The sequence below is a fragment of the Nocardia sp. NPDC127606 genome, assembly GCF_042671725.1.
Classification (GTDB): Bacteria; Actinomycetota; Actinomycetes; order Mycobacteriales; family Mycobacteriaceae; genus Nocardia.
The window spans coordinates 923,577-941,050 of the sequence record NZ_JBHXWQ010000001.1; the positions used below are offsets into that span (position 1 = coordinate 923,577).

16 protein-coding genes are annotated in these 17,474 nt (G+C 66.7%); all 16 read right to left on the reverse strand.

Annotation, left to right across the window (positions count from 1 at the left end):
- Positions 1 to 24: 24 nt before the first annotated feature.
- Complete coding sequence (locus ACFVJ5_RS04405) at positions 25 to 375, reverse strand: hypothetical protein (RefSeq protein ID WP_379218459.1); 351 nt, start codon at positions 373 to 375, stop codon at positions 25 to 27.
- 15 nt (positions 376 to 390) lie between these two features.
- On the reverse strand, positions 391 to 969 hold the full coding sequence (locus ACFVJ5_RS04410; RefSeq protein ID WP_379218460.1) for a hypothetical protein: 579 nt from the start codon (positions 967 to 969) through the stop codon (positions 391 to 393).
- Positions 970 to 993: 24 nt separating this feature from the next.
- Positions 994 to 2,190, reverse strand: coding sequence for an MCE family protein (locus ACFVJ5_RS04415; RefSeq protein WP_379218461.1), 1,197 nt, complete (start codon positions 2,188 to 2,190; stop codon positions 994 to 996).
- Positions 2,187 to 3,266, reverse strand: a complete 1,080-nt coding sequence (locus ACFVJ5_RS04420; protein WP_379218462.1) for an MCE family protein — start codon at positions 3,264 to 3,266, stop codon at positions 2,187 to 2,189. The genes ACFVJ5_RS04415 and ACFVJ5_RS04420 overlap by 4 nt, the downstream gene beginning before the upstream one ends.
- On the reverse strand, positions 3,263 to 4,336 hold the full coding sequence (locus ACFVJ5_RS04425; protein ID WP_379218463.1) for an MCE family protein: 1,074 nt from the start codon (positions 4,334 to 4,336) through the stop codon (positions 3,263 to 3,265). The genes ACFVJ5_RS04420 and ACFVJ5_RS04425 overlap by 4 nt, the downstream gene beginning before the upstream one ends.
- Entirely contained in the window at positions 4,336 to 5,367 is a 1,032-nt protein-coding gene (locus ACFVJ5_RS04430; protein WP_379218464.1) for an MlaD family protein, read from the reverse strand. The genes ACFVJ5_RS04425 and ACFVJ5_RS04430 overlap by 1 nt, the downstream gene beginning before the upstream one ends.
- Complete coding sequence (locus ACFVJ5_RS04435) at positions 5,364 to 6,386, reverse strand: MlaD family protein (RefSeq protein ID WP_379218465.1); 1,023 nt, start codon at positions 6,384 to 6,386, stop codon at positions 5,364 to 5,366. Before ACFVJ5_RS04435 ends, ACFVJ5_RS04430 begins: the two co-directional genes overlap by 4 nt.
- 1 nt (position 6,387) lies before the next feature.
- On the reverse strand, positions 6,388 to 7,806 hold the full coding sequence (locus tag ACFVJ5_RS04440; protein ID WP_379218466.1) for an MlaD family protein: 1,419 nt from the start codon (positions 7,804 to 7,806) through the stop codon (positions 6,388 to 6,390).
- 10 nt (positions 7,807 to 7,816) lie between these two features.
- Entirely contained in the window at positions 7,817 to 8,677 is an 861-nt protein-coding gene (locus ACFVJ5_RS04445; RefSeq protein ID WP_379218467.1) for an MlaE family ABC transporter permease, read from the reverse strand.
- A gap of 1 nt (position 8,678) precedes the next feature.
- Complete coding sequence (locus ACFVJ5_RS04450) at positions 8,679 to 9,536, reverse strand: MlaE family ABC transporter permease (RefSeq protein ID WP_379218468.1); 858 nt, start codon at positions 9,534 to 9,536, stop codon at positions 8,679 to 8,681.
- A gap of 434 nt (positions 9,537 to 9,970) precedes the next feature.
- Positions 9,971 to 11,305, reverse strand: coding sequence for an ABC transporter substrate-binding protein (locus ACFVJ5_RS04455; protein ID WP_379218469.1), 1,335 nt, complete (start codon positions 11,303 to 11,305; stop codon positions 9,971 to 9,973).
- A 67-nt stretch (positions 11,306 to 11,372) separates the two neighbouring features.
- Positions 11,373 to 12,542, reverse strand: a complete 1,170-nt coding sequence (locus ACFVJ5_RS04460; RefSeq protein ID WP_379218470.1) for a branched-chain amino acid ABC transporter permease — start codon at positions 12,540 to 12,542, stop codon at positions 11,373 to 11,375.
- On the reverse strand, positions 12,539 to 13,489 hold the full coding sequence (locus tag ACFVJ5_RS04465; protein WP_379218471.1) for a branched-chain amino acid ABC transporter permease: 951 nt from the start codon (positions 13,487 to 13,489) through the stop codon (positions 12,539 to 12,541). Before ACFVJ5_RS04465 ends, ACFVJ5_RS04460 begins: the two co-directional genes overlap by 4 nt.
- Positions 13,490 to 13,541: 52 nt before the next feature.
- A complete protein-coding gene (locus ACFVJ5_RS04470) occupies positions 13,542 to 15,428 on the reverse strand; it encodes an AMP-dependent synthetase/ligase (RefSeq protein ID WP_379218472.1) in 1,887 nt (628 codons plus the stop codon).
- Positions 15,425 to 16,231 (reverse strand): ABC transporter ATP-binding protein, encoded by an 807-nt coding sequence (locus ACFVJ5_RS04475; RefSeq protein ID WP_378931196.1) that lies wholly within the window; start codon positions 16,229 to 16,231, stop codon positions 15,425 to 15,427. Before ACFVJ5_RS04475 ends, ACFVJ5_RS04470 begins: the two co-directional genes overlap by 4 nt.
- Positions 16,228 to 17,010 carry an ABC transporter ATP-binding protein gene (locus ACFVJ5_RS04480; RefSeq protein ID WP_379218473.1) on the reverse strand — a complete coding sequence of 261 codons (783 nt, stop codon included), beginning with the start codon at positions 17,008 to 17,010 and terminating at the stop codon, positions 16,228 to 16,230. The genes ACFVJ5_RS04475 and ACFVJ5_RS04480 overlap by 4 nt, the downstream gene beginning before the upstream one ends.
- Positions 17,011 to 17,474: the final 464 nt, after the last annotated feature.

Sequence of the window (17,474 nt, forward strand, 5' to 3'; positions counted from 1 at the left end):
CGCGACCCACATTCTCGAGGCGTGCTAGGAATGGACAGCGCGTACCGCGCGGGCGAGTAACCACACGCAGGTCGCGAGCCCTACCGCCGCACAGGTCAGTAGGAGCGCGGCAGTTACGGCGTAGGCGGCCCAGACGGGCAGCAGCTGTTCGAGCCCACGGACCAGAGCCGCCAGGGCGAATACTCCACCGAGAGTTGAGGTCACGGCCGCTACGGCCACCGCGAGCCCGGCCGCGACAGCGAGTCGCAACCGTCCCGCGAGCGCGGTCGCGAGGCGGGCGGCCCTGCGTCGGCCTCGGCGCGCGGCGGAGCTGCGCAGCGCGCCTACCAGGAGCGATTCGGAGTCGGTGCGGGGGAACGTAGTCTGGTCGGTCATCGGGCATCCTGCCGATCAGTGGGAAAGTGACGGGGTGCTGACCTCGCTGACCAGCCAGCGGTCGGCGTCCTTGCGCAGCGTCATGCTCACCGAGAGTTGTCCGGGCGCCGGGGCGCCCTTGGTGCCGAGGCTGGTAATGGTCTGATTGATGACGGCCACCGCCCGTGCGGAGGTCTCGTCGGCTGACTCGATGGCGCAACTGACATTGCCGACGGTGGAGACCACCTGACCCTGTGTGAGTACATCGCGCAGATCCCTGCTGGTGGCGTCGAACTCGGTCTTCCATTCGCCGGTGGCACCCGCCAGCACCGCGGCGAAATAGGTGTCCAGATCCTTGGCGTCGTAGCGAGCCAGAGTCGGGGCGTAGGCGCACGCGGCCTGGTGCGCGGCGTCGCGCGCCTGCTCGCGGGACCGGATCCGGTGGTTGTCCACGGCGAGAAGACTCGCTGTGACCACGGCGATGATGGTGACCACTACGGCTGCTGGAATCGTGATGCGGCGGAGTGGGAGTCGTGTCGCGGCGATCGCAGGTTCGGCGGTCTCGGTCCTGGCGTCGTCGGAGTCGGCGTGCGATGGTTCGAGTTCGGTGCTCATCGGTATCTCCTGGGTAGGTTCGAGTCAGTTGGCGGGCAACGGAACTGAGAGCTCGTCGCCGGTGACGCCGGGTGGCGGACCTGATCCGTTGTCTGGACCCGCTGGGCGTGGTGCGTTGGCTGATCCGCGGATCTGAAGGTCCGGATGGCTGGTGACGCAGTAGTTGTAGAGGCGGTTACGGCCGTCGGAGACCTGGGCGGGAGAAACCGGGATGGTCTCGTACTCGCAGGTGGGCCGTGGCCAGATGTCGGCCATGGTGTGGAAGGCGTTGTCGTGGGCGGGAATTCCGAGCGCGACCACTCCTGCGCGCAACGCGGGAAACAGTGCTGACATGGCCGGAGTCCGCAGACGGGCCGCGCGGGTGATGGCGACGAAATTGGTCACCAGGTTCGTGAGCGGATCGCTGGTCTCGGTGAGTACTCCACCGAGGGTGGCGAGCCGACCCGGTCCGAGGTCGAGGAGTTCACGGACCTCGTGATCGGCAGCGTTCATCTGATCGAACAGCGCGCTCGACCCGCGCACGAGGGTGGTGAGGTCGGGTTGGGCGTGCGAGGTGGTATCGGCGATGACCCGCAGATTGCGAATCAGCTCTGTGGTCTGCGGGAGCAGCCCGGTGAGTCCGGTCATCGCCTGGCTCAGACCGCTGATCACGTTCCGCAGCACCTCGGGGCCGCCGGCGAGGGCACGGTCGAGTTCGTCGACGATCACGGTGAGCCGATCCGGGTTCATCCCGGCGATCAGTGCGCCGGTGTTGTCCAAGAACGAGTTGATCGTCACCGGCGCGCTCACCTGATCGGCGGGCACGGTCGCACCTGCCGCGAGGTAGGGGCCCTCGCTGCCGGTCGGCCGAAAGTCCAGATACTGCTCGCCAGCGGCGGACAGGCGCCCCACCGCGATCGGCGTGCCGAGGGGGATCCTCGTCGAGCTGTCGATCTCTACGTCGGCGAGGAGGCCCGTGCTGTTGAGCGTGATGGCGCGGACCATGCCTACCCGCACGCCGCGCACGGTGACGTTGCTGTGCGGCAGCAATCCGCCGGAGCTGTTCAGCTGGACCTGCACCGTGTAGGTCGTGCGCAGTGGTCGTACTCCGACGACGTCGACTGCGATGTAGCCGGCTCCGATGACCAGCATCCCGACCATGCCGAGCATGGCCCCGAGGGTGCGGTGGCCGTACGCCCAGCGTGCCAGCCGGACGACGAGTGTGGCGGCGCGCCCGATCATCGGTGCCCTCCCTGCAGTCGGCCGAGGACCCTGGCCAGCACTTGGGCCAGACTGCCGATGAACGCGGTGGCATCCGTGCCGTCGGGCAATCTGCTGCCCTGCGCATCGGTGAGTGCGCCGATGTCCAGATACGAGATCCGCGCCGCGACTGCGAGACTCGAGCCCTCCATGGTCGCCCGAACCGTCGGGCTCAAGGTGTTGAGCCGATCCAGGGTGGTGCCCAGGTTGTCGCCCATCCGAGTGAATCCGGTCATCAGGCCTTGCACGCTGTCGAAGAGGCTGAGAAACTCGGGACCGGTGGTCGATGTGAAGTCGCCGAGCGCTGCGGTCACCGTGGACACCTTGGTGGTGAGATCGGTGATGGAACGATTGTTCTCGGCGATCACCGCGATCAGATCAGGGAAGGTGTCGGCGGCCTGTCCGAGTTCGGCCTTGCGGGAGCGCAGCGTCGCGGTGAGTCCGTCGAGCCCGTGCAGGACCGAATCTATCTGCCCTGTGCGCTGATTCAACGCACTCAGGGCCGCGGTGAGTTCGGTCAGCAGGTGCGACAGCTGCGGCCCTCGTCCGCCGACGATCGCGTTCAATTCCGAGGTGATGCGAGCGACTTGGTTCATCGCACCGCCGTCGAGCAACATCGACATGGCCGTCATGAGCTCCTCCACCGAGGCACCCGCCGAGGTGTGTTCGCGGTCGATCACATCGCCGTCGGCGAGTAGTGGCGTGCCGGGACGGTGCTCGGGCAGAATGATCGCAACGTGAATGTCGCCCAACGGGGTCGGCTGTCGCAGTTCGGTACGGGTGCCTCGGGGTAGCGAGACGTCGCGGCTCACCTCCAGCTCGACATCGGCGAGGAAGTTCGTCGTATCGATACCGGTGACGACCCCGACATCGGTGCCGCCGATCTTGACTCGGGCTCGCTCGGGCAGGTTGAGCGCGTCGTCGAACACCGCGCGCAACCGGTAGGTCGGCCCGTCGACGCCGGGGCGGGGCAGCGGGACATTGTCGACGGTCACCGTGCACGAACTGATGCTGAGTGCGGTCAGTGCGGTGACGGTGAGTTGGGTGGTCCGTTTCATTCGGTGAGTCCCAGCAGTGCGGCGGTCAGACCGAAGTCCGGACCGAAGTCCATGAGTTTTCCCGTCCGACACCCGTCGGCGCGCAATGCCAGCCTCGAACACAGCAACGACAGAGTTTCGTTGTCCAGCAACGATTTGTCGGTCAGTAGATGCAGTCGTAGGACCCGCTGGTCGGTGTTGACCGCGCGGGCAAAATTGTCGCCCAGCAGCGGTGTCACGTCGACGATCTCGGTGAGGCCGCGTGCGTTGTCGCGCATCTGGCCGGTAATGGTGACCAGACGGTTCACCGCGTCGGTGAGTGGTGCGCGGTTCTCGTCCAGCACCGTGGAGGTGTTGGCGATGAAGTCGTTCACCTGGGTGAGTACCGCGGCCAAGCCGGGAGCCTGTTCGCCGAGCAGGGCGACGAGTTCGGTCAGTCGACCGCTGAAATCTCGGACGGTCTGGTCGTTTCCGGCGATCATCGTGGTGAGGTCGTTGAGTTCGACGATGGTGCGCGAGATCTGGTCACGATTGGCCAGCGACACCTCGAGCGTGGTGGAGAGCGCGGCGAGAGACTCGCGAATTCGGTCGCCGTTGCCGTCGAGCATCGGGAACAGCACCCGGCTGGCCATCGGGCCGTTCGCGTTGTCGCCCTTCAACGCTTCACCGAGTTGTTCGAAATTGCGCAGAATGCGGTCGAGTTCGACCGGGGTTCTGGTGCGGGCCAGCGGAATGTGGGCGCCGTCGGTGAGGGTCGGCCCCTCGCCGGTGTAGGTGGGGGTCAGTTCGACGTGGCGGTTGGTGATGAGCTGTGGGGAGACCAGTGCCGCCATCACGTCGGCCGGCAGCTCGATGCCCGGCTCGATGGTCATCCTGACCTCGACGAATGCACCCTTGGGTTCGATGGCGTCGATCCGGCCGACCGGGACTCCGAGGACCGCGACGTCGTTGCCGACGAACAGGCCCGCGGCGCCTTCGAAGTCGGCGGAGAGGTGAATGGCATCGGGTCGCAGAGACACCGGGATCGAGGAGCAGCCCGCGCCGATGCCGGTGATGATCACCAACGCGAGGCACTGGAGCAATCTGCGCATCATTTGCACCCTTCTACCGCGTTTGCCAGGCACAGCCAGTTGTCCGGGAACAGCCACGGCATATAGATGTCGCCGTAGGGCCCCTGCGCGAAGGAGTTGTTGAATTGGCGCACGGCCACCGGCATCACCTGATACAGCGCGTCGAGGTGTTCGCGGTTCTTCTCGAGACCCTGCGACATCGTGTTCAGGCTCTGGATGAGTGGGCCCAGCCTGCCCCCGTCGTCGATGCCCATGTCCTGCAGGATCTTCGAGGCGGCCGCGATATTGTCGAGCAGTTCCCTGATCAAGTCGCGGCGCTTGACGACGGCGTCGCCGATCGCTTCGCCCCTGGTCAGCAGAACCAGCACGCTGTTCTGGTTGTCGGAGATCAATCCCGACACCTGATCCATGCCGGCGAGCAGCCGGTCCACCTCCTCACGCCGGGACGCGATCACTCCGGCCAATGCGCCGACACTGTCGAGCGCTTGGGCGGTGAGCTGCGGCGAATCGCCGAGCTGAGTGCTGACCGCGTCCAGGCTCGCGCGCAGCGCGTTCGGATCGAGCCGTTCGAGGTGCTCGAAGGAATTGCGGTACTTCGGATCGTTGACGACCTTGGCGAGGTTGTAGGGAACAGTGGTGGCCGTCAGCGGTATTCGGCCACCGGGCGGCTCGCCATCGGTCCCGGGATCGAGTTCTACGTGCATCTTGCCGAGGATGGTCGACATCTTGATCGCCGCTTTCGCGTCGTGACCCACGTTGAGGTCGGGTCGCACACTCATCGTGACCAGGACGCGGTCCCGTTCGAGCCGCACCGAGGTGACTGTGCCGACTTCGATCCCGGCCACGTCCACACTGTTGCCGGTTCGCAGTCCTGCCGACTGGGTGAACTCCGCGTGGAGGGTGTCCTCGCCGAGATGTACTCGGGAAAGCACCCCCGACCCGAGGACCAGCACCAGCACAGTGACACCTGCCGCGATGCCGAGGGCGAAGTTCCGGTTGCGGAACGCATCGCTCAGAGTCGTGCGGACGAGGGAGAACAGGAACCTGATCATCGGCAGACCTCCGAGTGCACGTTGCCGCCGACCTGTGAGAAGACGTCGCGGGGGAAGATCACGCCCCACAACGAGATGTCCAGGCTGCAGATATAGGTGTTGACGTAGGTGCCGTTGCCGCTGATCCGGGCCAGCCCGGAAAGTATCAGGGGCAGTTCGATTGCTGACCGGTCCAGGCGCTCCCCATTCGCGAGCAACAGTTCGACTCCTTGACCGGCCTGCTGTTGTGCCTGCGCCATTCCCGGCGCGACCTCGGCGATCAGGTCGGTGAGTTTCGTTGTGGACTCGGCGATCCCGGTGACGGCGCCCTGCAGCACCGCGCCCTGTTCGTACAGGCCGCTCACCAGGGCGCGGGACTGGGTGATCAGGGTCTCCAGCTCACCGCTGCGATGAGCCAAGCTCGCGATGACGTCGCTGAGGTTGCTGATCACCGCGCCGAGGATCTCGTCGCGTTCGGAGAAGGTCGTGGCCAGTGCGGCGGCCTGGGTGATCAAGGCCGACAGTGACACACCGTCGCCCTGGAGCGCCTGTACCAGGGTCTCCGACAGCGAATTCACCTCGTCGGGTTGGAGCAGGCTGAACAGCGGCTCGAACCCCGACAGCATCGTCGAGACATCGAACGATGATTCGGTGCGCTCGAGGGGAATCGAGCCGCCGGCGGGCAGGGGTTCACCCACCGAGTCACCCAGCGCTAGTGCGACGTAGCGCTGGCCGATCAGATTCTGATACCGGATCAGTGCTTTCGTGGTGGTGCTCAGGTGCTGACGGGACTGCACAGACAGAGTCACTTCGGCGTGCCGTCGGTCGACCAGTTCGATCGCGTCGACCCGGCCCACGCGCACCCCGGCGATCCGCACGTCATCGCCCGTGCGCAGGCCGAGTACATCGGTGAAGGTCGCACTGTAGCGGTGAGTGTCACCGGGGACCGAGCGTTGCAGGGTCGACCAGATCGTGTATGTCGCGATCAGGGCGAGCACGACGAAGACTGACAGGCCGAAATAGACAGTGCGCGAGCGCATCTCAGTGCCCCCCGGTGTGAGTGGGCTCTGCGGTCACGGTTGCGCCGGTGAGCGCGGCGCCGAGCAGCAGCAGTTGGGTGGTGTTCGGGCGGGTGCCGAGGAAGGCCGCCACCGCGTCCGGGCCGGTCAGCGCGATCGGTCGTACGTGGGGAACAGTCTGTTGCGGAGTGGAATTCGCGGGGATGGTGATACCGGGAACGACCAGGCCGGGTAGGGACAGCCCCGGAATGTTCGGCAACGACGGAATACCGGGCAGGGCGGGCAGGCCGGGCAGGGTGGGTACGGGGCTCGGGCCCGCGGCGGACAGCCAGCCGGGTATCAGCTGCGCCGGATATGACTGTGGTGCGGGCGAATCCGGCACACTGGCGGTGCCGCAGCGTGGACCGGCCTGGCCGCCGTAGTGCGGGCAGTCGGCTGCGGTGTACTGGCGGAACGGAGTGAACGAGACAGTGACATCCCATTGCATCTGTTTGCTGGACCCCCAATTGAAAACGGTGGCAAGGCGACTCAGCGATTCGCCGAGCCCGATGACGGTGTCGCTCAGTGCGGAGGGATCTGCCGCGAGCGCACCGAATGTCTCGTCCAGTCCGACCACCAGCTCCTTTCCCGCATCCGGGTTCCGGGCGAAGAGGGCCTGGGTCGCATCGGTGGCGGTTCCCGCCGAAGTCAGCAGTTCGATCACCTGGGCCCGGCGCTCGGTGATAGTGCGCGCCGTCTGCACTGATCTGCCCAGGGCGTCGGCCAGTTCGGGCGCCGATTGATTGACCGCCGCGGTGGCCGCGCCGAGATCACCGAGCAGGTCGCCGACCCCGGGTAGGGCGCGGACCTCGGTGATCCACTGGTCCAGGCGTTCGATCGTGGAACCGGGGAGCCGGGCGTCGCCGTCGAGCGCCTCGGCGAGGGTGGCCAGCACACGAGCGAGTTTGGCGGGCTGGATGCGGTCGAGGACATCGCGCAGGGTGGTCAGCGTGGTCTGCAAGGCAACCGTGGCGCGGCTGTGATCCTGTTCGATCACCGCGTTCGGTCGCAATGATGTCGCGGCCGAACCGTTGTCCACGAGCTCGATCCCGGTGACACCGAAGATGTTGGCCGGGACGACGCGCGCGGTCACCGACGCCGGAATCGCGGCCGCGGCATCGGGTTTCAGCTCGAGCTCCACGCGCTGGCGCAAGCCCTGCTCGGCGATTTCCACCGCCGAGACCGCACCGACCAGCAGTCCGCGAAAGCGCACATCGGCGCGGGCGGGAAGCCCGTCGCCGGTGCTCGTCATGAGCGCGGTCACCGGCACGGTGTCGTCGAAATGGCCCGCATAACGCAGCCCGAGCAAGGCGACGACACCTGACAGGCTCATCGTCATGGCCACTCCGGCCAGATTGAGTCGTCCGCGCGACCAGCCGCGCCCACTGGGGTCCGGATACATGCCGGTCCTCCTATCCCGATATCCGGATGCCGGAGTCGACGCCCCAGATCGCAAGTGTGAGAAGCAGATTGAGAAAGACGACGACAATGATCGTCATCTTGATAGCCTGACCGGCGGCGACCCCGACACCCTCCGGCCCGCCCGCGGCGATATAGCCGAAATGACACTGGATGAAGGTGGCGACGAGCACGAACGCGACCGCTTTGAGCACCGAATAGACGATGTCGCCCGGGTCGAGAAACTGGTGGAAATAGTGGTCGTAGGTACCGATTCCGTTGCCGCTCAGGAAGAGTGCGGTGACCTTGGTGGACAGGTACGCGCTGGCCATGCCGATGCTGTAGAGCGGCAGGATCGCGACGGCCGCGGCGAGCATGCGGGTGGTGATCAGATAGGGGAGTGGCCGGATCGCCATCGACTCGAGTGCGTCGATCTCTTCGGCGATCCGCATCGATCCGATCTGCGCGGTGAACCGGCATCCGGCCTGCGCCGCGAAGGCGATCGTGGTGAGCAGTGGCGCCAGCTCGCGGGTGGTGGCGAAGCCGGAGATCGCGCCGGTGAGCGGGCTCATCGTGAGCAGATCCAGCGCGGTGTGCGATTCCATGCCGACGGTGATGCCGCCGAATCCGCACAGGATCAGCACGACGCCGACGGTGCCACCGCCGACGATCAGCGCGCCGTTGCCCCAGGTGACATCGACGATCAGCCGGGCCAGCTCTTTGCGGTAGTGCCGCAGAACGAACGGGATCGCCAGCAACGCTTCGATGAAGACGACGCCCTGATGTCCCAGTCTCGCGTTCGCCTCGGTGAGCGGGTCGGTCGCGGCCTTGACGGCGCGAAGCGGGCGCAGCACTGGCGGCAGATAGTTCGACATCTCAGACCACCTTGGACGGGAACAGAGTGTTGTAGATCTGGGTCAGCGCGATATTGGCCGCGAACAGCACGATCGCCGAGCTGACCACCGCGGAGTTCACCGAGTTGGCGACGCCGCCCGGGCCGCCCTTGGTGTTCAGGCCGCAGTCGCACGCGATGATCGCGGTGAGCGCGCCGAATACGGCGGCCTTCACCAGCGCGACTACCAGATCGCTCGCGACCGCGAACGAGGCGAAGGTGCTGATGTACGAGCCCGGTGTGCCGTCCTGGACGAAGATGTTGAACATGTAGCCGGTGGCGAACCCGACGAACACCACGAACCCGCACAGCAGAATGCTCACCAGCACCGCGGCGAGCAGCCGCGGAGCGACCAGCCTGCGCACCGGATCCACTCCCATCACCCGCATCGCGTCGATCTCCTCGCGGATGGTCCGCGATCCCAGATCGGCGCAGATCGACGAGCCGACCGCGCCGGCGATCATCAGGCAGGTGACCAATGGTGCGCCCTGGCGGATGATGCCGAGGCCGTTGACCGCGCCGATGAAGGTGGTTGCGCCGACCTGGCTGACCAGTGACCCGATCTGGATCGAGACGATGGCGGCGATCGGGATGGCGACAAGCAGTGTGGGCGTGACTGAGACACCCGCCATGAATGAGGCCTGGCGAAGGAACTCCGTCAGTGGAAAGCGGCGGTGGATCAAGGAACGCACCAACTCGGCCATGGCCTGCCACGCCATGGTGACCTGTCGGCCGGCGGTCTCGACCGACTGTCGCGGATGATCGCGCCACCAGTCGAGGCAGAAGCTGACTACGAGTTCGAAATCGGTTGGTGCAGTTATCTTGTTGTCTATCGACGTCATGGCAATCACCCCGTGTTCAATGCCGGTCGCCGAGCTGCTCGACCGAATCTGACCCCTGATCTACACGGATGTATACCTCATATCTACGCACCCGTAGTCAGCTGTCTGGGACTGTAGCAAGGTGTCGCGTCGCTCGTCGCCGATTTGATGCATGATCTGTCGATGGAAGGGCCAGAAGTTCCAGATCCGAATCCTGTCAGCCGGATGTGCGGATTCTCTGTCTGGGGCAGTGCTGGTGCCGACGGACACGCTGTACCGCAACGCTCCTGATCGCCACCCGTCCGAACCTGGAGGGCATCTTGGTTGCACAGGGGCGCTGATCATAGGGGCTGCCGGCCCGCCATGACATCGAGCGATCTCCTCGATCAAGCGGGCCCGGAGACGACTCGGCCCCCGCACCGAAGTTCGATGCGGGGGCCGAGAGCTGTTGCGTATCAGGGCATTACACAGGGAGAGTCGTACTTGATCTTCTCCAGCGTCGGCGCCTTGTAGTTGGCCTCCACGGTCTTGGTACCCATCGGGGCGGCATCGTCGGGCACGGCGATGCTGCCGGTGAACGACTTGGCGACCGGCGCCTTGCCGTAGATCTGGTTGGGGGCCAGGCCGTCGAAGTTCACCTCGAGGGAGTTGGCGAGCTTGCGGATGTCGACGCGGTTGAGCTTGTCCTGCTCGGCGGCTTTGTCGAGAAGCTGCTTGATCGGCTTGGAGATCGTCCAGCCCGCGATGTAGGCCCAATTCGAGGGGACCTTGCCCGCGGTGGCAGCCTTGGCCTCGGCGATGCCCGCGCTGCTGCCGTCCCAGCCGTCGAACGGGCTGGTGCTGTTGTAGAGAGCCTTCAGCGCGGGCGCCGCCGGAGTCTTGAGCAGCGCGCCGTTCCAGGTGGGGCCCGCGCCGATGAAGCGGCCCTTGTAGCCGGCCGCGACGGCCTTTCCGATGATCTCGGCGGTCTCGGCCGGGCCGGTGGCCAGCGTCACGACATCGGGTGCGGCGGAGACGATCTGCTGCACCGGGCCGTCCTGGTTACCGGCGACCTGGTTGGGGGCGGTCTTGATGGTGGCGACCACCTGGGCGCCGTTGGCGTCGGCCCAGCGCTTGACGCCCTCGGCGTAGTCCCCGCCGTAGTCGCCAGGGAAGCCGACGGAGGCGAGCTTGGTGGGCTTGGACTTATTGGCCGCGAGCCAGTCCAGGCCGATCACGGCTTCGGTGCAGTAGGAGTAGCCGGACTCGAGCACCAGGCCCTTGTCGGTCTCGGGGAACTGCCAGCCCGACCAGAAGGTGCCCGCGGCCGCGACGACGTTGTCGGAATCCATGTCGTCGAGGATGGCCTGGGTCTGCACGGTGCCCAGGCTCAGCGCGAGCGCGAGGATCTTCGGCTCGATCTCCTTGTACCCGGCGGCATGCTTCTGCGCGTCGTAGGAGGTGTTCTTGGTGTTGGTGGCCAGGTCGACCTCGTACTTGCCGCCGATACCGCCGGACTCGTTGACCTTCTTCCAGAAATCGGTCTGGCCCGCGTTGACGGCCTGACCGATCACCGCGAAGGGCCCACCCTCGAGGTCGCTGAGCGCGCCGAGGTAGATGCAGCCCTTGGCCTTGTCGATGGCGTTGGGGCAGGGCTCCTTGGTCACACCGGGGCCGGTGGAACCGGCGCCGGTCTCCTCCTCGACGCTCGAACAGCCCACCGAAAGCAGCAGTGCTGCCAAGACGGGTAGGGCGGCCACGCGGACCAACCGACGGTAGGCGCCCCGAGGGCGGCGCAGTGCGGCACTCATGATGTGAATCTCCTTTTGAGCGGGTGAATCCAGGGTCGAGAGGTCGGCGGACGTGCAGTGGAAAGGCTCAGTAACTGAAGGGCCAAGCCTTGAAGTAGTTGCGCGCGCGCAGCCACAGCCCGAACATGCCGCGCGGCTCGAGCACGATGACGGCGGCGATGAGCACGCCGAACAGGATCAGCTGCAACTGCTCGAGGGTGACGCCGAGGATCTCGCCCTCGGCATCGACCAGAAACGGGAAGGCCCGCGTGAGCTCTTCGAGGATGCGTGGCAGCAGCACAACGAACGCGGCGCCCATGATCGTGCCGGACAGCGTGGCGATGCCACCGATGAGCACGATGGCCAGGAAGTCGATGGACAGCAGCAGGTTCCAGCGTTCGGCGCTGATCTGGCCGACCACCACCGACAGCAGCGCGCCGCACACGCCCGCGTAGGCCGAGGAGATGACGAAGGCCAGGGTCTTGGTGCGCTGCAACGGCACCCCCATCACCTCGGCGGCGATGTCGCGGTCGCGCACCGCGGCGAAGGACCGGCCCACCTTGGAGCGGGCGAGGTTGCGCGCGGCCAGGGCCGCCAGGACCAGCATCGCCAGGCACACCAGGTAGAGGGTGATGGTCTCGTCGACGATCACGCCGGCCACCTTGTACTTCTTGGTCAGGTCCACGCCGAACAGGGTCGGTTCGGCCGGGCGCCGCCCGATGCCCGCGCCGCCGGTGACGCTGGTCCACTCCTGGTAGACGTGTTCACCGAGCATCACCAGGCCGAGCGTGAGGGTGGCCAGGTAGAGGCCGCGCACCCGAGATGCCAAGGGCGCCACGACAAGTCCCAGCAACGCGGGCACCAGCGCGGCCATCGGCAGCCACAGCGCCATGTCCCAGCCGAAGCCGATGACGGTGCGGGTCTGCGTGCCGCCGAACACCGCCGCGGTGTAGGCGCCGGCGCCGACGAAGAACGCGTGCCCCAGCGACACCTGCCCGGCGAACCCGGTGAGCAGGTTGAGCCCGATCCCGCCGATGGCGTACACCGCCACCAGCGCGAGGAGATTGGTGACGTCGCTGGTGACCAGGAACGGTGCCAGCACCGCCAGCACCAGCAGGCCGCCGGTCCACCATGCCTTGGCGGGGGTGTTCCAGATGGCTTGGTCGGCGGCGTAGGTGGTGTAGAGCCGGGGCCTGCCGCGCAGCACCGTGCGGGGCGCGAGGACCTTGCGGGGCGAATCTTCGCGGGTAGTGATCATACTCGCTGCACCTCCTTGGTGCCGTAGAGCCCGTGCGGGGACACGAGCAGGACGGCGAACATCAGTACGTATGGCATGACGACGTCGAAGTTGGCGCCCAGCCACGGCGCCAGATCGGGCTGGTAGGTCTTGGTGAGCGCTTCGGCCCAGCCGACGATCAGCCCACCGACCACCGCGCCCTTGACCGAGTCGAGTCCGCCGATGATGGTGGCGGGCAAGGCTTTCAACGCCACCAGTGCCGCCGCGGCCGCGACGCCACCGGGCGCGGTGCCGAGCAGGATCCCACCGCAGGCGGCCAGCGCGCCCGCCAGTGCCCACGACAGGGAGAAGATCGTGCCGGCGCTGATGCCCTGGGCCATCGCGGTCTCCTGGTCGGCGGCGGTGGCCCGCATCGCCAGCCCGTAGCGCGAGCGGTCCAGCCACAGCAGCAGCGCACCGACGATCACCACGGCCGCCACCACTTTGAAGATGTCGACGTAGCCGACAGTGACGCCACCGACGCACGGCGCGGCCAGCCCGGCCACGGTGCCGGTCTCGGCGCGGGTGCCGCCGAGGCAGAAGCTGCCAAGGCCCCACGGGTCACCGGAGGTGATGACATCGGGCCCGAAGAGCTTGTTGGCTACGACGAGTCCGGCGGCGAACAGCCCGACGGTCACCAGCGTCGCCGAGAACGGCGGCCGCCCGACCATGGGCCGCATGGCGATCCGCTCGGTCGCCGCCGCGATCGCGGCCACCGAGACGACCGCGCCGAGAGCGGCCACCGCGAACGGCAGCCCGGCGGCGCCGGCGAGGGTGTAGCTGATGAAGGTGCCCAGGATCATGAACACCGGCTGGGCGAAGTTCATCACGCCGGTGGCCCGGAAGATGATGACGAAGCCGACCGCGATGAGCGAATACATTGCGCCCAGACCCGTTCCGCGGACCAGGGATTCGACGAACTCGATCACCGGTGCACCGCCCCGGCTCGGTGCGCGCGCCGGGTGCGCGAGGATGGCTGGCTCATGCGTCCGCTTTCTCTGTGTGCACCGACAGCAGGTCGCCGCCCGCGTGGTCGGTGGTGTTGGCATACATGTCGCCGATGAGGGAGTCGTAGGCGGTGATCATCACCGCCCGCTTGACCTTTCGAGTCGCGGTCAGCTCGCCGTCCTCATGGTCGAGTTCCTTGCGCAGCATCCGGAATTTGCGGATGTGCTCGGCGCGGGCGAACTTGTCGTTGCAGGCCAGGACGGCCGCGCGGATCAGTTCGGCCACCTCGGGCTTGCCGGAGAGGTCGTGGTAGGTGGTGTATTGGAGGTTGTGGCGCGAGGCCCAGTCGGCGACCACGGCGTAGTCGATCGCGATGAGCGCCGTGAGATGCGGGCGGGCGTCACCGATCACCACGGCTTCGTTGACGAAGGGCGATGTCTTGAGCTCGTTCTCGATCTCGGCGGGCGAGATGTTCTTGCCGCCCGCGGTGATCATGATGTCCTTGCTGCGCCCGATCAGCCGCAGGTGCGAGTCGCCGACCCACTCGCCGAGATCGCCGGTGCGCAACCAGCCGTCCTCGGTGAAGGCCTCGGCGGTGGCGGCCGGATTGCCCCAGTAGCCGGCGAAGTTGCCGGCGTGGCGGGTCTGGATCTCCTGGGTCTGCGGGTCCAGGCGCAGGCCGATGCCGTCGAGGACCTCACCGACGGTGCCCAGCCGCTGCCTGCCGGGGCGGGTGGCGGAGGCCAGCGCGGTGTTCTCCGTCATGCCGTAGGCCTCGGTGACCTGTACGCCCATCGCCAGGAAGAACCGCAGCACCTGCGGCGAGATCGGCGCCGCCGCCGACAGCGCGGTCCGCACCCGGCGCAGGCCGAGCCGCTCGCGTAGCGCACGGAACACCAGAACCCAGGCGATCGAATGCCACAACCGGGAGCTGAGTGTGTGGGAGCCGCCGTGGTCGAGCCGCCGCGCGGCGACGCGGTCACCGATGCGCCGCGAGATCCGCCACGCCAGCCGCTTCATCGGCGAGGCCGAGGCCATCTTCGATTCGACGGTGGCCTGCATCTTCTCCCACACCCGCGGCACGCCGAAGAACACTGTCGGCTGCACCTCGGCCAGGTCGGCGGAGATGGTGTCGAACGATTCGGCGAAGTGCACGACCACACCGTGCCCGGCGTTGTACCAGACGGTGAACGCCCGTTCGGCGACGTGGCACAGCGGCAGGTACGACAGCGTCACATCGCGCTCGCTGGGAATCGTGGTGAACAACCCGATGCCCTCGCCCGACTGCGCGAGGAAGAAGTCGATGTTGGCGACGGTCAGCATCGCGCCCTTGGGCGGGCCGGTGGTGCCGGAGGTGTAGACCAGCGTGGCGAGGTCGTCATCGCTTGTGCCCGAGGCGATCTCGTCGAGAAGATCCGGATTGCCCGCCAGATGCGCGGTGCCGCGCTCGTAGAGCTGCTCCCACGAGAGCAGCCGCTCGTCGGTGTAGTCGGCGAGGCCGCGACCGTCGAGGTAGACGATCGCCTCGAGGGCCGGGCAGCGATCCCAGACCGCGACGGCCTTGTCCAGCTGTTCCTGATTCTCGACGACGAGCACCTTCACCCCGGAATCGGTGAGCAGATGCTCGACCTCGGCCGCCGGGCTGGTGGGATAGAAACCCACGCTCGCCGCCCGCAGCGACAGCGCGCCGAGATCGGCGTAGAGCCATTCGCACCGGTTTTCCGACAGCACGCCGACGCGGTCGCCCACGCCGACGCCGAGCGCGGCCAGCGCGTGCGCGACGACCCGGCGCCGGGTGTCGTACTCGGCCCAGGTGATCTGACGCCAGACACCGAGTTGTTTCTCCCGCAGGGCCACCGTGGTGGGGGTGGCGGCGGCGCGGGCCGCGATCAGCTGGGGCAGGCGGCGTGGGGTACTCATCGGCTCTCCAGCAGGGCTTCGGCCTCGGCGGCGCTGTCGGTGTCGGCGCCGCCGAGGTAGGCGGCGATCACCGCCGGATCGCGGCGTACCTGCTCGGGCGTGCCGAGGGCGATGCGTTTGCCGAAGTCCAGCACCATGATTCGGTCGGCGAGGTCCATCACCAGCCGCATGTCGTGTTCGACCATGATCATCGAGATCCCCATCTCGGAGCGGATGTCGCAGAGGAACCGGGCCATGTCCTCGGTCTCTTCGACGTTCATGCCGGCCACCGGCTCGTCGAGCAGCAGCAGCGACGGTTCCATCGCCAGCGCGCGCGCCAGCTCCACCCGCTTCTTGATGCCGTAGGGCAGCATGCCGACCGGGTGGTGGCGCACCGACTCGAGTTCCAGGAACTCGATCAGTCCCTCGGCGAAGCGCCGGGCCGCCAGCTCGGCGCGGCGGGCCCGGCCCAGGAACAGGGCGGCCTCGAAAGTGCTGTAGCGCAAGTGGATATGGCGCCCGAGTTTGATGTTGTCGAGCACCGTGAGGTTGTCGAACAGCTCGATGTTCTGGAACATCCGGGCTACCCCGCGGCGGGCGATCGCATCGGGCCGCAGACCGAGCAGCGGTGTGCCCGCCAGCGTGATCGAGCCTTCCTGCGGGCGGTACACCCCGGAAAGGCAGTTGAAGATGGAGGTCTTGCCCGCGCCGTTGGGGCCGATCACCGCGAAGAGTTCACCCTCGGTGACCTCGAAACCGACGCCGGTCAGGGCGTGGGTGCCACCGAAGCGCAGGCTCAGGTTCTCGACAGTCAGGATGCTCATGCGATCCAGCGCTTCCTGCGCTTGTAGCGCTTGAGGTCTCGGTAGCTGCCCGACTCCGAACCCAGTCCCAGGTAGAACTCCTGGATGTCGGAGTTCTCGCGCAATTGCGCTGCGGGCCCGTCCATCACGATCTTGCCGTTCTCCATCACGTACCCGTGATCGGCGATCGAGAGCGCCATCGCGGCGTTCTGCTCGACCAGCAGCACCCCCGTGCCCGCCGCCGCGATCTCGACGATGAGGTCGCGGATCCGCGCCACCACCAGCGGCGCCAGCCCCAAGCTCGGTTCGTCGAGCAGCAGATGGCGCGGGTGGGCCATCAGCGCCCGCCCGATCGCCAGCATCTGCTGCTCGCCACCGGAGAGGAACCCCGCACGACCGGTGCGGCGATCCTTCAAGATCGGGAACATGGCGTAGACGCGTTCGAGATCGGGTGCGATCGCCGACCGTTTGCGGGTGTGCGCGCCGACGAGCAGATTCTCCTCGACCGTGAAGTCGACGAAGATTCTTCGGCCCTCCATGACTTGTCCGATGCCCGAGCGAACCACTTTGGCAGGTTCGAAGTCGGTGATCGAGGTGCCGTCGACGCTGATCGTGCCCGCGGCTATGCGGCCGCGATGGGTATCGAGCAGGCCGGTGATGGCCCGCAGTGTCGAGGTCTTTCCTGCTCCGTTGGCGCCGAGGAGGGTCACGATCTGTGCGGGAGCCACGTCGAGGCTCACTCCCTTACAGACCAGGATGACGTCCTCGTACACCACTTCCAGGTTGCGAACTTCCAGCATGCCGCTCCCACATCGATGCGACGGCCAACCCAGGCCGCCGAATGGTGTGGACGGTATTGGCGATTTGTCACGTTTGTCGTGTTTTCGCAGAATTACTGAAAAGGTATTGTTTTCTTCTATCAATCCGGCGGTGCGGGTGGGGCTTGGCTTGAACAGGTGCTGGTCAGGGCGGGCTGAATTTCGCTAGTAAAACGAAAGAGTCTGGCGGGTCGAGGGATTCGAGTGGGGGACCGGCCTGTAAGGATGAGGCGGGCGTGGCCGGGATGGGCGTGCGCGACCTCAGGGGGCGGCGAGGTCCCGACCGCCGTCGGATCATGGAGATCGGTGTGCCGCCGCTGCGGATGACGGCATCGAGCAGCTCGACCGGGAACGTTGGTCAAGCGGCGAGCTCTGCGGAGCCGGGGATCTGCGGCGGGAATGGTCAATGTCGTACCATCGCAGGAATCGGCCGAGGGCTTCGGCCT

Coding starts and splice junctions, on each gene's coding strand:
- ACFVJ5_RS04455 (WP_379218469.1), bottom strand. CDS start 11,305: ATGAGTGCCGCACTGCGCCGCCCTCGGGGCGCCTACCGTCGGTTGGTC.
- ACFVJ5_RS04475 (WP_378931196.1), bottom strand. CDS start 16,231: ATGAGCATCCTGACTGTCGAGAACCTGAGCCTGCGCTTCGGTGGCACC.
- ACFVJ5_RS04450 (WP_379218468.1), bottom strand. CDS start 9,536: ATGACGTCGATAGACAACAAGATAACTGCACCAACCGATTTCGAACTC.
- ACFVJ5_RS04430 (WP_379218464.1), bottom strand. CDS start 5,367: ATGATCAGGTTCCTGTTCTCCCTCGTCCGCACGACTCTGAGCGATGCG.
- ACFVJ5_RS04425 (WP_379218463.1), bottom strand. CDS start 4,336: ATGCGCAGATTGCTCCAGTGCCTCGCGTTGGTGATCATCACCGGCATC.
- ACFVJ5_RS04415 (WP_379218461.1), bottom strand. CDS start 2,190: ATGATCGGGCGCGCCGCCACACTCGTCGTCCGGCTGGCACGCTGGGCG.
- ACFVJ5_RS04445 (WP_379218467.1), bottom strand. CDS start 8,677: ATGTCGAACTATCTGCCGCCAGTGCTGCGCCCGCTTCGCGCCGTCAAG.
- ACFVJ5_RS04460 (WP_379218470.1), bottom strand. CDS start 12,542: ATGATCACTACCCGCGAAGATTCGCCCCGCAAGGTCCTCGCGCCCCGC.
- ACFVJ5_RS04440 (WP_379218466.1), bottom strand. CDS start 7,806: ATGTATCCGGACCCCAGTGGGCGCGGCTGGTCGCGCGGACGACTCAAT.
- ACFVJ5_RS04435 (WP_379218465.1), bottom strand. CDS start 6,386: ATGCGCTCGCGCACTGTCTATTTCGGCCTGTCAGTCTTCGTCGTGCTC.
- ACFVJ5_RS04480 (WP_379218473.1), bottom strand. CDS start 17,010: ATGCTGGAAGTTCGCAACCTGGAAGTGGTGTACGAGGACGTCATCCTG.
- ACFVJ5_RS04470 (WP_379218472.1), bottom strand. CDS start 15,428: ATGAGTACCCCACGCCGCCTGCCCCAGCTGATCGCGGCCCGCGCCGCC.
- ACFVJ5_RS04405 (WP_379218459.1), bottom strand. CDS start 375: ATGACCGACCAGACTACGTTCCCCCGCACCGACTCCGAATCGCTCCTG.
- ACFVJ5_RS04420 (WP_379218462.1), bottom strand. CDS start 3,266: ATGAAACGGACCACCCAACTCACCGTCACCGCACTGACCGCACTCAGC.
- ACFVJ5_RS04410 (WP_379218460.1), bottom strand. CDS start 969: ATGAGCACCGAACTCGAACCATCGCACGCCGACTCCGACGACGCCAGG.